The 12,962-nt window shown below is 42.0% G+C and carries 18 protein-coding genes and 2 pseudogenes; 12 read left to right on the top strand and 8 right to left on the bottom strand.

The features are described 5' to 3' along the window. Window positions 1-93 precede the first annotated feature (93 nt). Window positions 94-297 (bottom strand): annotated as a pseudogene (locus VL20_RS00385) (PEP-CTERM sorting domain-containing protein); the annotation flags it as partial. Window positions 298-396: 99 nt separating this feature from the next. Between VL20_RS00385 and VL20_RS00390 the strand changes: the two are divergent. Next, window positions 397-1,725 carry a hypothetical protein gene (locus tag VL20_RS00390; RefSeq protein WP_052275264.1) on the top strand — a complete coding sequence of 443 codons (1,329 nt, stop codon included), beginning with the start codon at window positions 397-399 and terminating at the stop codon, window positions 1,723-1,725. Here the strand turns inward: VL20_RS00390 and VL20_RS00395 are convergent. Further along, window positions 1,712-2,179: a PEP-CTERM sorting domain-containing protein gene (locus VL20_RS00395; RefSeq protein WP_284526197.1), complete on the bottom strand. Its 468-nt coding sequence runs from the start codon at window positions 2,177-2,179 to the stop codon at window positions 1,712-1,714. The two genes, VL20_RS00390 and VL20_RS00395, sit on opposite strands and share 14 nt — an antisense overlap. A 558-nt stretch (window positions 2,180-2,737) precedes the next feature. On the opposite strand from VL20_RS00395, the gene VL20_RS00400 reads away from it, so the two are divergent. The 5 genes and pseudogenes from VL20_RS00400 (at window position 2,738) to VL20_RS00425 (ending at window position 6,470) form a co-directional block, all read left to right on the top strand. Next, window positions 2,738-3,331, top strand: a complete 594-nt coding sequence (locus VL20_RS00400) for an IS607 family transposase (protein WP_052275265.1) — start codon at window positions 2,738-2,740, stop codon at window positions 3,329-3,331. After that, window positions 3,303-4,541, top strand: a pseudogene (locus tag VL20_RS33515) (RNA-guided endonuclease InsQ/TnpB family protein). Before VL20_RS00400 ends, VL20_RS33515 begins: the two are co-directional and overlap by 29 nt. A gap of 58 nt (window positions 4,542-4,599) precedes the next feature. Next, window positions 4,600-4,977, top strand: coding sequence for a helix-turn-helix domain-containing protein (locus VL20_RS00415; RefSeq protein WP_052275267.1), 378 nt, complete (start codon window positions 4,600-4,602; stop codon window positions 4,975-4,977). 162 nt (window positions 4,978-5,139) lie between these two features. Beyond that, the gene (gene crtR, locus VL20_RS00420) at window positions 5,140-6,030 is read left to right on the top strand and encodes a beta-carotene hydroxylase (protein ID WP_052275268.1); all 891 of its coding nucleotides are present in this window, start codon (window positions 5,140-5,142) and stop codon (window positions 6,028-6,030) included. 122 nt (window positions 6,031-6,152) lie between these two features. After that, window positions 6,153-6,470, top strand: a complete 318-nt coding sequence (locus VL20_RS00425) for a hypothetical protein (protein ID WP_002785814.1) — start codon at window positions 6,153-6,155, stop codon at window positions 6,468-6,470. On the opposite strand, the gene VL20_RS00430 is transcribed toward VL20_RS00425, so the two are convergent. The 4 genes from VL20_RS00430 to rplI all read right to left on the bottom strand — a co-directional run bounded on the left by VL20_RS00430 (window position 6,471) and on the right by rplI (window position 9,128). Further along, entirely contained in the window at window positions 6,471-7,025 is a 555-nt protein-coding gene (locus VL20_RS00430; protein WP_052275269.1) for a hypothetical protein, read from the bottom strand. A 134-nt stretch (window positions 7,026-7,159) separates the two neighbouring features. Beyond that, a complete protein-coding gene (gene xth, locus VL20_RS00435) occupies window positions 7,160-7,963 on the bottom strand; it encodes an exodeoxyribonuclease III (RefSeq protein ID WP_052275270.1) in 804 nt (267 codons plus the stop codon). A 22-nt stretch (window positions 7,964-7,985) separates the two neighbouring features. Continuing rightward, window positions 7,986-8,570 (bottom strand): chromophore lyase CpcT/CpeT, encoded by a 585-nt coding sequence (locus VL20_RS00440; RefSeq protein WP_002766818.1) that lies wholly within the window; start codon window positions 8,568-8,570, stop codon window positions 7,986-7,988. Window positions 8,571-8,669: 99 nt separating this feature from the next. Beyond that, on the bottom strand, window positions 8,670-9,128 hold the full coding sequence (gene rplI / locus VL20_RS00445) for a 50S ribosomal protein L9 (RefSeq protein ID WP_002737358.1): 459 nt from the start codon (window positions 9,126-9,128) through the stop codon (window positions 8,670-8,672). 317 nt (window positions 9,129-9,445) lie between these two features. Between rplI and VL20_RS00450 the strand changes: the two genes are divergently transcribed. Beyond that, a complete protein-coding gene (locus VL20_RS00450) occupies window positions 9,446-9,733 on the top strand; it encodes a YggT family protein (RefSeq protein ID WP_002766817.1) in 288 nt (95 codons plus the stop codon). Here VL20_RS00450 and VL20_RS00455 read toward each other — a convergent pair. After that, window positions 9,730-10,170, bottom strand: coding sequence for a hypothetical protein (locus VL20_RS00455; RefSeq protein WP_002741759.1), 441 nt, complete (start codon window positions 10,168-10,170; stop codon window positions 9,730-9,732). The genes VL20_RS00450 and VL20_RS00455 overlap by 4 nt on opposite strands. A gap of 60 nt (window positions 10,171-10,230) precedes the next feature. Here VL20_RS00455 and VL20_RS32060 point away from each other — a divergent pair, with 60 nt between their 5' ends. The 5 genes from VL20_RS32060 to VL20_RS00475 all read left to right on the top strand — a co-directional run bounded on the left by VL20_RS32060 (window position 10,231) and on the right by VL20_RS00475 (window position 12,698). Next, complete coding sequence (locus VL20_RS32060) at window positions 10,231-10,353, top strand: hypothetical protein (RefSeq protein WP_284525951.1); 123 nt, start codon at window positions 10,231-10,233, stop codon at window positions 10,351-10,353. A 286-nt stretch (window positions 10,354-10,639) separates the two neighbouring features. Next, window positions 10,640-10,900, top strand: a complete 261-nt coding sequence (grxC, locus tag VL20_RS00460; protein WP_052275271.1) for a glutaredoxin 3 — start codon at window positions 10,640-10,642, stop codon at window positions 10,898-10,900. Window positions 10,901-10,915: 15 nt separating this feature from the next. Continuing rightward, a complete protein-coding gene (gene gshB, locus VL20_RS00465) occupies window positions 10,916-11,896 on the top strand; it encodes a glutathione synthase (RefSeq protein ID WP_052275272.1) in 981 nt (326 codons plus the stop codon). Window positions 11,897-12,067: 171 nt separating this feature from the next. Beyond that, entirely contained in the window at window positions 12,068-12,379 is a 312-nt protein-coding gene (locus VL20_RS00470) for a DUF2499 domain-containing protein (protein ID WP_002790576.1), read from the top strand. Next, window positions 12,372-12,698, top strand: a complete 327-nt coding sequence (locus VL20_RS00475; protein ID WP_052275273.1) for a DUF3593 domain-containing protein — start codon at window positions 12,372-12,374, stop codon at window positions 12,696-12,698. Before VL20_RS00470 ends, VL20_RS00475 begins: the two co-directional genes overlap by 8 nt. Window positions 12,699-12,816: 118 nt before the next feature. Here the strand turns inward: VL20_RS00475 and VL20_RS30905 are convergent, their stop codons facing one another. Continuing rightward, on the bottom strand, window positions 12,817-12,960 hold the full coding sequence (locus VL20_RS30905) for a hypothetical protein (protein WP_158499304.1): 144 nt from the start codon (window positions 12,958-12,960) through the stop codon (window positions 12,817-12,819). Window positions 12,961-12,962: the final 2 nt, after the last annotated feature.

Here is a 12,962-nt window from a genome sequence, read left to right on the forward strand (position 1 = left end):
CCCCTTGATAAGTAGGGTTGATTCATGAATCAACCCTACTATGAATCAACCCCACCTTGATAAGGGGAGGCAGGGGGGATCAGTCGGTCAAAATTACCCTTCCATTTTCCGGCCTTTGCACAATAAACCGACCCCGGCAACGGAGAGTAAACCGAGAACCGTCGCCGGTTCGGGAACGGTGGGAGTACCAGCCGGGGTCAGGGAATAATTGGCGAGAACGAAGAGTTCGCCGCCTGGAAGAGGAACAGAACCGTAGCCACCGATGGAAGCGAACAGGTCGAACGGATTACCAACAACCAGCAATTCCAAATTCAAACGGTAGTGTAGGATACAGAATTGATTTCGCTTCTGTCCCTCAAAATAGAGTGAACGAGTTGCCCATTGGGTTTTGCAGGAATGGAAGTCCAAGATTTGAGTTTTATAGGGATGCTGAGCTACTTCCACAGGGCTATCGCTGGCATGGTTGACCCGCGCAGTGCTAGCAATGCTACTCGCTACAGTCTAAAAGACGCGGTCTTGGGGGCATTTGCTAGCTTCTTTATGCAAAATGAATCCTTTCTAGAATATCAGCGTCAATTGAATAGTCGTTGTGGACGAGATAATGCTCAAAGTCTGTTTGGTCTGGTTAATATCCCGACCATAGAACAGATAAAGAATATTCTCGATAGAATAGCCGCAAAGCCTCTTTTTTCACCGTTCAAATGGATTTATCAAGGTCTGAGAGAACAAGGCTATTTGAGGCTGTTTACAGCCTTGGATGGCAACTTACTCGTCGCCCTAGATGGGACTCAGTACTATGATTCAGAGAAAATTAGTTGTCCTTGTTGCTCAACCCGCACCTCGAAACAGGGGAAGGTAACTTATCACCATCAAGCTATTTTGCCTGTAATTGTCTCTCCTGACCAAAAATCGGTCATTTCCTTGCCACCAGAATTTATCACTCCTCAAGATGGCAGTGAGAAACAAGACTGTGAGCAAAACGCGGCAAAACGCTGGATAGCGAGCCATGCGTCCTGGTTTGAAGGCCAGCCCATCACCCTCTTAGGCGACGACCTCTATAGTCGCCAACCGATGGCTGAATATTGTTTGGAACACCATTTCAACTTTATCTTTGTCTGTTTACCGTCCTCCCATCCGACTCTCTATGAGTGGGTTTCTTTCCTGGAGGCTAATCAAGAAGTCAAAACCACTCAACAGCGACGTTGGAATGGGCGATACTTTGAAATTTGGGACTATCGTTATCTCAATCAAGTCCCCCTGCGCGAACAACAACCCGCCTTACTGGTCAATTGGTGTGAGGTGACCGTTAAGCGCGAGTCGGATGGTCAACTTCTCTATCGCAATAGCTGGATTACTAACCACGACCTGACTCCCCAACGGGTCATTCTGGTCTGCGCTGCTGGACGGAGCCGTTGGCGAACCGAAAATGAGAATCACAATGTGCTCAAAACTCGGGGCTATCATTTGGAGCATAATTTTGGACATGGTCAGCAACATTTGTCCTCTTTTCTGTTGACCCTCAATCTCCTGGCTTTCTTATTTCATACTGTTCTGCATCTAGTCGATGAACGCTATCAACGGGCTCGGATGCAAAGGGGGACTCGCAGAGGCTTTTTTAACGATGTTCTTTGCTTAACCAAGTATCTGCTGTTTGAAGGCTGGCACCACCTTTTAGACTTTATGCTCGATGAGGCCATCCCTGTTACTCGCGTTAATTCTTCTTGATTTTGGATGGGGAGCTACAGGGCAAAAGCGTTTTGTATTCTGTATTCCTTGCTACATTCTGAATTTGGAATTGCTGACCAACAACGTTAGGGGGTGAAAAGCCGAATCCACTACTACTACAAGCCGTGTTGTCACAAGCGGCAAAATCTAGTCCCGATCCGTCTAAGGATAGCACCGCCTGACCCGTTACAGAACCACTAGAGATGACACCGGCAAAAGAACCTACGAACGGAAGAGCGGGGGCGGGAGAGCCGTTAAAGGTGGTATTACTGATAGAACTGACGAATACCGTGTTGTTATCCGGTTGCAGGGTTCCGTCCACCGTCGCAGTGATGGTTCCTAAGCTGGAGGTGTAGGAAAAGTTAAAAGTTGCGGCGCTGGCAACTGGTGCGAGGGTGGCGGTGGCTACCGTGGCGAGGGCGACGGAATAGCAAAAGGAACTTTTGAGTGGCATAGAAGACATTGTTTAGCTAAATTCCCCCGAACTCTACCCCCCCCGCCCATTTTGTCAAGGTTGTTGCTATTTATATTTATTATGCTTTATCTACCTATTGATTACTCGATTGGGGATTGAGGGCGATCTCCCAGAGATGCGCGAAGGGGTGCGCTTTTCTGGGGTGCGGGGAGCGATCGGTCAAATTGGCATACACTATAATTATTAGAGCGATCGATGTTTAAGTAGGTAGGCGTTAAAAATTATCAGATGCCCCCCTTATTAAGGGTGATCCCCCCGCCTATCGGCACCCCCCTTATCAAGGGGGGCAGGGGGGATCGAACCTAAAATCCATTTTTAATTTAATTATAACCAGCTACTTATCTAAGTTAAAGACAACAATAAAACTAGCGATCGATGCACGTGATCAGTAAAGTTAAATTACGAGAGTTTTGGCAACGCCACTCGGACGCAGAAGACGCTCTTAGGGATTGGTATTGTAAAGTTTTGTAAAAAATATATGCAAATGACTGCAAACAACTGCTAATATGGTTAGTACAAGTTTACGTTGCAGTTCACATGAAACTATCAGATTATGCTAAGAAAAAAGGGATCAGTTATGACACTGCTTGGAGAATGTGGAATCGAGGGCAGTTACAAGGAGAACGTCTTCCTACAGGAACAATTATTATTTTTGAAGATGACCGTTCTTGCGGTGAAAATAAAGTAGCTATTTATGCGCGAGTTTCTAGTTCAGAAAATCAATCTGACTTAGAGACTCAGGCAAAAAGATTGGAAGCTTATTGTATGGCGAAAGGCTATCAAATTGTTCGAGTAGTTAAAGAAGTAGGAAGTGGAGTCAATGATCATCGAAAGCTATTATTAAAACTTCTAGAACAAACTGATTATAATTTGATTGTCGTAGAACATAAAGATCGTTTAAGCAGAGTAGGGTTTAATTATCTGAAAGTTCTTTTAACTCAAACAAATAGAGATCTAGAGGTCGTTAATCTAGCAGAAGAAAGAAAAGACGATTTAATGCAAGACTTCGTGAGCATAATTAACTCATTTTGCGCTCGATTATACTCATTAAGACGACGAAATAGAAAGACAGAATGTTTAATTAAATGCCTTGAGGAGAATGATGAAATTAGTTCAAAAACATCTAATTAAATTTAATCACAAAAATTATTCAGTAATTGATAAATTAGGATTTTTATCGAAGAATCTGTATAATTGTGCTGTTTATTTAAACCGTCAAGGTTTCTTTTCACATCAACCATTTTTAACAATGAATGAGTTACATCATGCCTTAAAAATGAGTCCAGATTATCAAGCCTTACCCGCCAAAGTAAGTCAGTTAGTATTAAAGCAAGTAGAAAAAACCTTTAAATCCTACCAAAAAGCGAAAGAACAATACAAAAAATCGCCAGATAAATTTACAGGAGAGCCTAAGTTGCCAAGATACAAAGACAAGGAAAAAGGTAGAAACGTTTTAACTTATAACTATCAAGCCATTTCTAAAAAAGCGTTGAAGTAAGGTTTAATCAAGCTATCAGGGACTAATTTAGAATTTAAAACTAATTTAAAGGAAGTCTTAGAGGTCAGGATTATTCCTAAATTGGGTGCTTATTGTTTAGAGATTGTCTATGAACAACCATCCTCATCAAGTCAAGAGGGAGAAAGATATGCTTTTATCGATTTAGGCTTAAATAACCTAGCTGCTGTTACCTCTAATATTCCCGAATTTCAGCCAACTTTAGTATGTGGAAAAGCCTTAAAATCCTGCAATCAAAAGTACAACAAGACACTAGCTAAACTCAAATCGGAATTACCCAGTCTCCAGAAGACCAGTAAAAGAATACAAGGTTTAACTTTAAAGCGTAATTGTAAGGTGGATTATTACCTCCACACCGCTAGTAAATATATTATTGATAAATTACTAGCTCATCAAATTAACCTTTTAGTTATTGGTCATAATCAAGGCTGGAAACAAAACCTTAATATTGGAGATAGAAATAACCAGTCATTCATAAATATTCCTCATTCAAGGTTTATCGAACAACTTACCTATAAAGCAAATTTAGTAGGAATAGAGGTCAAAAAAACTAATGAAAGCTATACCTCTAAATGTAGTTTCTTGGACTTAGAGTTTATTCAAAAGCAAAAAACCTATTTAGGCAAGAGAATTAAAAGAGGACTATTCAGAAGCTCGTCGGGTTATTTCTAGGGAGCAGATATTAATGGTTCCTTAAATATTGGAAGAAAGGTAGTCGGAGAGGCCGCCTTTAGCGGGAATCCGATAGAGAGGTTCGTAGTTAACCCAGTACGGGTCAAAGCGTACAAAGCTAATTCTAGATGCAATATTTGCGTACAGAATTAGTAACTATAACTTCGCTAGTAAGGCTAACTGGAAAAATTTAGTAGAGGTTCAAGGTCGCTTGCAGTATCAACCGAAACCGATTAATAACTCGCAAGAATACGAGCGATTTTTAAGCATAATTGAAGGGATGATGTCACGGGAGTTAAGCAATGACGAAGGACTATTATTCGATTTACTGGTCTTATTAGTGGAAGAATACGAGCGGAAATATTATCCGATCGCCCGAACAAATCCTACCGCTACGTTAGAATCTTTACTGCATGAATTCGATATCGATAGGGAGTGTCTTGTCGATATTTTCGGCGATCGGGATAGAGTAGAATCGGTGATGCTGGGGAAACAGGCGATCGCTCCCTCTCAAGCCGAGTCTCTGGCCGAATTTTTTAATCATTTAAGTGCGAAACTGGCGTTAAGCGCCCGTGATTTTCTCTTGTAGCCTCGTTTTTCCTTCGGGGACTGAGGGGGAAGACCATATAACAAATCCTTACTTTCTTCATAGCTTTAGATTAATTAAGATAATGTTACAAAACTTTATGAAAAAGGCGTAGTATGATAATTTACGCCAGTAAAGCGAACACAATAAGGAGCAACACCCATAATGCAGTCGGCCGAGATGTTGCTGACAGTCCCCAAAGAGTATTTAAAAGCACCGGGGGGCTTCAACCCAAACGTTACCATGTTTTTCAGTGCCTTGAGCCTAATAACCCTATCTACCTGTGGCTATTGGCTATGGTCCTGGCCGGACTGGATTTGTTTTAGTGCTAATGTCCTCGCTTTACATTTATCGGGGACAGTTATCCACGATGCCTCTCATAATTCTGCCCATAGGAATCGGGTATTTAATGCTATTTTAGGTCATGGTAGTGCTTTAATGCTCGGTTTTGCCTTTCCGGTCTTCACTAGAGTCCATTTACAGCACCATGCTCACGTTAACGATCCCGAAAATGATCCGGATCATTTTGTCTCCACTGGTGGACCTTTGTGGATGATTGCGGCCAGATTTTTTTATCATGAAATCTTCTTTTTTAAGCGGCAACTCTGGCGAAAATACGAACTGCTGGAATGGTTCCTCAGTCGTCTTTTTGTGGCTACCATAGTCATCGTCGCCTGTCAATTCGGTTTTATTGGCTATGTGATGAATTTTTGGTTTGTTCCCGCTTTAGTGGTGGGAATTGCCCTCGGTTTATTTTTTGATTATCTTCCCCATCGTCCTTTCCAAGAGCGTAATCGTTGGAAAAATGCCCGAGTTTACCCCAGTCCCCTCTTAAATCTGCTGATTTTAGGGCAGAATTATCATCTCGTGCATCATCTTTGGCCGTCGATTCCCTGGTACAAATACCAACCGGCATACTATGCCACTAAACCGCTTTTAGACGCAAAAGACTGTGAACAGTCTCTGGGTTTACTGCAAGGTAAGAATTTCTGGAGTTTCCTCTACGATGTCTTCTTGGGGATTCGCTTTCACTCCCATTCTTCTAAAACTTCTTGATCTCACTTATCGTAATGGTGAGGTACAAAGTTTTCATTTTAGGGATTCAGTGGTCGATTTTATGAGAAACTCTCTATCTGTACTGGTTTTGTTGTCAACCTGATTTTTTGAAGGAGGATTTTATGGGTCAACATTGGGGAAAAGCCTTAATTTTAACAACAACTTTCTTGACAATTAACATCAATTATGCTAGGTCTTTAACCTTTGGTGAGGCCGTTGGTATTGGAGCGGGGGCGTTGTTAATCAACCGAGCGGTACAGGATAATAGACAACGTTATCGATTTGTGCCACCAGAGCAAGAATTTCAGCGCGGACTAGAGGACGGTTTTAACTTTGCCCGCTATGATAATCCGCGCAATTCCAGAGACTACGATGACGGTTTTATCGAGGGACGAAGACGGCGGGAGTCGGGTTGGTCCAGTCCCAACCGGAGAAGTTAATTATTTTTTTGGTCTGCGTCCCACTTCGGCGGTTTCTTGAATGGAAAATATCCTCAATTTGCCGTCGATGGGAGCGACTTTAGCCACTGCTTCCGATGCCACTATATAGTTATCACCCTCGGTGTTGGTAATATTGACTACCCGCTCGCGAGTGATAATCGCCATCTCGTCATTAGCAAGAATATCCACGTCCCAATTCTCAGAAAGAACCTCTATACTTTTGATATTTTTGTAGGATTCCTCTAAAAATATTTTATGTTCCGTGATGCCATCTAACTCAAAAATTTCGGTACTAGCATCGGTTTTAATGGTCAATTGCGAGGAAATAAACGGGGCATAGTGTTTGAGGATTAGGGCGATATTTTTATCTTTAATAGCGGTTTCAATGTCTTGAATCATTGCTTTAATTTCCGCTTCACTGATTTTTTGTCCCCCATCGCGATTACTCGATTGTTTCACTGGCACTATCGAGGGACTAGCATGGACAAAAGCGGGGGAGATGCTGGGGAGAAAGGATAAACCGAGCAATAGAACAATTAATTGGGGAGAACGCATAATTTAATAAACTTGGTAAATTCAACCCGAATCATAGCATTTTCTCGTTACCGAATAAATCCTCAAGGTGAAAGTCCCCGGTTAGGGAAGCTAAGAGAGCAAAATTCTGGCTGTGCAAAGTCTAGGTTGATCCTTTAGCTATTTTTGCTTGATATTTCTAGAATAACAGGGGTATGATCGCTAGGTTTTTCTTGTTTTCTGGGTTCTCGATCGATCAGACAATTAACGGCTTTTTCGTATAGCTGAGGAGTTAAATAAAGATGATCGATTCGCCAACCTCGGTTACGAGCAAAACCACCGCTGCGATAATCCCACCAACTATAATGTCCTGCTGCCGAGGTGAATTTTCTAAAGGCATCTTGTAAACCAATTTCTAAGACCTTTTCTAAAGCTTCTCTTTCTTTAGCTGAAGACATAATATGATTTTCTTTGCCCTTGGGATCATAAATATCTTTATCTTCTAAGGCAATATTAAAATCACCACAGATACATAATTCTTGGGGTTGAGAATTAATTATTTTATCTAGATATTTCCTAAGAGTTTCTAACCATTTAAGCTTATAAATATACTTGTCACTATCTAGGGAAGAACCGTTAGGAACGTAGAGATTAATAATCCGAATATCGCCGATTACTCCAGTAATTAAACGTTTTTGTTCGTCTAGTTCTCCCGTTAAATTTTCGCCGATAATTGGACTAAATCCCACAGTGATATCGTCCATCGGTTTTCGGCTAAAAATCGCTACACCATTATAGGATTTTTGTCCAGAAATATAGAGATGATAACCCAAAGATTCAAAAGCTTCTCTGGGAAAATCTCGATCGATTACCTTAGTTTCTTGCAAGCACAAAACCTCAACGGGATTGAGTTGTAACCAATTAATTACCTGCTCTTGTCGGCTGCGAATCGAGTTGACATTCCATGTGGCGATTTTCATAGCTAAAAACCGAGAATTTTTCTCACACTTCCTCAGCAAAACTACTGCGACGCACAAACTCAAAGGGACCGGCGATCGAACCCCAGACTAATTGATCGGTTTCGGGATCTAAACCGCGATCAACGCTAATTAATCCCTGTTCACTAATTTCAAAACTATTATCCAAATAAGTCATTCTATCTTTGCGAAAGATTAAACATTGTTTCCCCGGTTTCACCACCCCTTTAAAACTGTTACCTGTCCAAGTTACATTCATATCACAACCCGGCATCGGTTCTAATAGGTCTAAGCTGAGATTTTTGAGACGTTGGGGTTCTCTAGAAGCACCAAAAAAGTTAGCTTCCTCTTTAACTTTAAAGTTTTCTAGTTCAATATGGTCATCGACTACCGATAATTTAAATACTCGCAAACGATAGGGAGTATTGAGCATAAAATCGTAGGCCTGCTCTAAAAATAAACTGGTTCCCTTCAGTAATTCATCGGGCAAAGGACGCATACACACGCGAATATGGGCAAAAAAAGGCGGATTAGCAAAAGCTTGTTCTTGATTACTAAAATCCGCCGCCATCCATCGTGCTAGGGTTTTTATGTCCGTGGAATGAGTCATAATTGTTGATATTTTAATGGTTATTAGCTAGCAGCCATTAGCTAGTTAATCGCTCTGATAAATTTTCACTGATTACTGATAACTATGCCCCGATAATTGTTATTGTGCGATTACTTTAATTTCGATATCGGCACTAACTTCGGGATGGAGTTTGACTTGTACTTTATAGACTCCCAATTGACCGATATCGGGGACGGTAATACCACGGCGATCGATTTCTAATTTAGCATTTTCTAGAATAACCGTAGCCACATCTTGACTGGTGACAGTACCGAAAATGGCCTCGTTTTCACCCACCTGTTTAGGGATGGTGTAGGGACTGAGTTTTTCGATCGCAGTTTTTCTGGTTTCCGCTTCTTGTTTTTCGGCAAGGAGACGTTGACGCTCTTTTTCTTTCCTAAATTCTGCCTGTTTAATCGCACCCTTGGTGGCTAAAACGGCCACCCCTTGGGGGATAAGGTAATTGCGCGCATAACCGGGTGCCACTTCCACCACATCGCCATTTTCACCCAATTTGCTGACTTTTTGATTGAGGATAACCTGCATTCGTTTCGCCATGATCTTGACCTAAAACAATAGTTCCAAAACCTTTATCATACCATGCAATCGTTTTTATCTGTCCTCCCATCCGGACCGTCAGTTAGCTATGGAAAAACTACTTGAACAATCCGAGTCTCCCCAAAAGGAAAACTTCGTACCTCACCATTAAGATAACTGCTGTATTCAGTTTTCTTACCCGGTGTCCGTCAACCAGAAGGAATAGCGATAGCTGGTCAAAACCACTAAGATAGGACGGCGAGAGTAACTTAAGACGATTTTTTTGGTAAGATCAAAGCTAAACTAACCATCACGCCCTCTTGAGGGAATATTTATTTATGAGCGATATAGGGTTTATTTTGACGATAATCAACAATTTCCTGCAAATTTACTCGGTAATCCTAATTGTTAGGGTTTTACTGACTTGGTTCCAAAATGCTGGTTGGGCCTATCAGATTATGTCTTTTCTCAGTCCGATTACCGATCCCTATTTAAACCTTTTTCGCTCGATTATCCCACCCCTAGGCGGGATGGACTTGTCCCCGATTCTCGCATTCCTGCTGCTCAACGTTGTTCAGAGTGTCGTAGCCACAGGGGCCACCAGTCTGGTCAGTAGCGGTTTCTAAATCCGCGGATCCACACTACTGGTAAAACCGGAAGCTTTGAATTTTTCCAGTCGCAGGGGGGTTGGTTGATTGGTAGAAACAGAAATTCTGATCTCGAAATCACTAATCCCCGGTGGCACTTCGGGAATTGCCCCGACTCGGCTACGATTTTGTAAAGCTGGTTCCCCGTTAGCATCGTAAATCCGACCAAAAACATCGGCATCATAGACGGTTTTTCCAGAATTATTTTTAGCTTTGCCGGTGATTAAAAAACAATTAGCCGGAAAACTGGTTCCCCCACTGGTGACACTCCCCTCGGCTAATTCGGGGGGACAGTCTTTGTAAGATACATCTAATAGTTGAATTGGGGTCAAAGCTTGAGCAGTAGGGATGATAAGCCAGCTAGACAGCCAGAAAAGAACAGAAAGGAGCAAAACGGTGAGCGAGCGTGGTGTCATAGATGAGTGATTTTACGGTATGATTTCCCCAATACTTAGATTATCGTGGATCGTCACCCTTTGAAATCAGCTTTTTTAGGACTCTCATGGGAATGGATTCCCACAGACGCTCTCGATAGTTGCGACGGGTTTACCTGTGAGGTAATAGGTGTAGGGCTAATTCATGAATTAGCCCTACAATAGGCGTTGTCAAATGGAAAAATGATCCGAATCAGCACCGGAACTGAAATTACTTTGATAGCAAGGATTGCATGGCATCTTTCCTCTTCTGATCTGACAACGCCGTAAATGAAAGTGAGGATGACTCCCACCCTGTTAGTTGCCGTATTCGCTTTCAAAACGGTGAAGAATGGCAAATACAAGCAATATATCAGTGGAATCGCCCTAATTGGCGTTTTCTGACTTGAAGGAAGATCACTGCTCGGTTATCGGCTAAAATTAAGAACTGTAAAGAAAACAGATAAATTTTATGGCCGCTAAAGTTGAGATCTATACTTGGAGTTCCTGTCCTTTCTGTATCCGCGCTAAAGCATTACTCAAGAAAAAAGGAGTGGAGTTTACCGAATATTGTATCGATGGTGATGAACAAGCGCGAGCCAAAATGTCCGATCGAGCCAATGGTCGTACAAGCGTACCACAAATTTTTATAAACGATCAACACATCGGGGGCTGCGATGACATCTATGCTTTAGAGAGAAGTGGTGGTTTAGCTCCCCTGTTGCAGAATTAAGGATAAAAACTATTAATGAAACTAGCCTTTATTATCGATCCGATCGAGTATCTAGATCCGGGCCATGATACCAGTGTAGCTATCATGGAAGCGTCCCAATTATTAGGTCATGAAGTCTGGATTACTTCCATCACCGATCTCAGTGCAATTGCGGGAAAAGCTTGGGCAAAACTAACTAAAATTGAACTGGTTCCTGTGGAGTTAAAAGATAATCATTGGGAGGCTGTATCTCAATGGTATCAAAGACAAGAAACAGTTTTTACCTGTCTAGAAAACTTCGATTTTGTCTGGATGCGAAAAGATCCACCCGTGACGATTGCCTATCTTTATGCCACCTATTTATTAGACTTGATCGACCCCCAAAAAACCCAAGTAATTAACTCAACTAGGGGTTTACGCCATGCCAATGAAAAGTTATATACTATTCACTTTGCTCAGGTAATGCCTGCTACAATTGTTTCCCAAGATAAAGCGACAATTAGGGAATTTGTCAACCAAAAAGGGGCGGCAGTTATGAAACCTTTGGGGGGTAAAGCAGGGGAGGGAATTTTATTTCTTAGTCCCGAAGATCGCAATCTCAATTCAATGATTGAAATTAGCACAAAATGGGGACAAGAACCGGTAATGATCCAAGATTATTTACCAGCTGCCAAAGAAGGAGATAAACGCATTATTGTCCTCAATGGTGAACCGATCGGGGCAGTTAATCGCATTCCCACCGGTTCAGAATTTCGCGGTAATATGGCCGTGGGTGGACGAGTAGCAAAAACAGAAATCACCGATCGAGAATTAGAAATCTGTGCCACTTTAGCCCCAAAATTACGAGAAGATGGCCTATATTTTGTCGGATTAGATGTGATTGGTGGCTATCTGACGGAAGTTAATGTCACCAGTCCCACCGGCATTCGCGAGATCGATCGATTAAACAATGTTAGCTTAGGTCAACAGGTAATTAAATGGCTAGAAAATTTTGCTTGTGCCAAGGCTCTGTCTTGACACACAATATTTAAGGCTCTTTATTAAAATATCCTTCAGGTAGAACCTGAATAAAGGGTTCCCAGGTAGAACCTAGGAACGAGATAAGAACTCAAATCTGATAACTGATAACTGATAACTGATAACTTACCCACTGATAACTGATAACTGATAACTGATAACTGTAAAAAAATGAATGCTTTATCAATACCGACGTGGATAGTTCATGTATCGAGTGTCGTAGAATGGATAGCGGCGATCTGGTTAGTGTGGACCTATGGCGAAATCAGTAGCGATCGATCGTGGCGAATGTTATCTTGGGGAATGTTACCCGCTTTAATTGGGGCCATGTGTGCCTGTACATGGCATTTTTTTGATAATATCAGTGCCTTATCCTGGTTAGTCACCCTACAGGCAGCCATGACTGTCTTAGGAAATTTTACCCTCTGTGCTGCCGGTTGGTGGCTGTGGCGTTCCAGTAAAATTAGCGTTAACAATGAATAAAGAGAGTTTATTTGCCATTTCCCTGTTTCCCTATCTGGGGTTTCTTTGGTTGATCACTCGTTCAGGAAAAATGCCCCGTTTAGCCTTAATTGGCTTTTATGTGCTGTTAATCTTCGTTTTTATCACCATTCCTGCCGGTATCTACGCCAAAATCCACTATGGTAAAGAATTAGCCAACGTCGATTGGTTACACGGCAGCGCCGAACTTTTCCTCACCCTCTCCAATATTCTTGTCGTTTTAGGTTTTCGTCAGGCAATTTTAGCCAAAAAGGAAACAGAGAACAGGGAACAGGGAACAGGGAGCAGTGAACAGGGATAAGGGGTGTAGGGTGTGGGGTGTGGGGTGTGGGGTGTGGGAAGTGGGGAAGTGGGGAAGTGGGAAGTGGGGGGTATTTTCAGGGAACAGTGGACAGTGAACAGTAAACAGTAAACAGTAATCAGTGAACTGATGACTGATAACTGATAACTGATGACTGATAACTGATAACTGATGACTGATAACTGATAACTGATAACTGATAACTGATAACTGATAACTGAATTGTGATACAATCGCCCCAAAACGTCCCCGCGTCAGTCAAAT

The organism is Microcystis panniformis FACHB-1757 (assembly GCF_001264245.1).
Classification (GTDB): domain Bacteria; phylum Cyanobacteriota; class Cyanobacteriia; order Cyanobacteriales; family Microcystaceae; genus Microcystis; species Microcystis panniformis.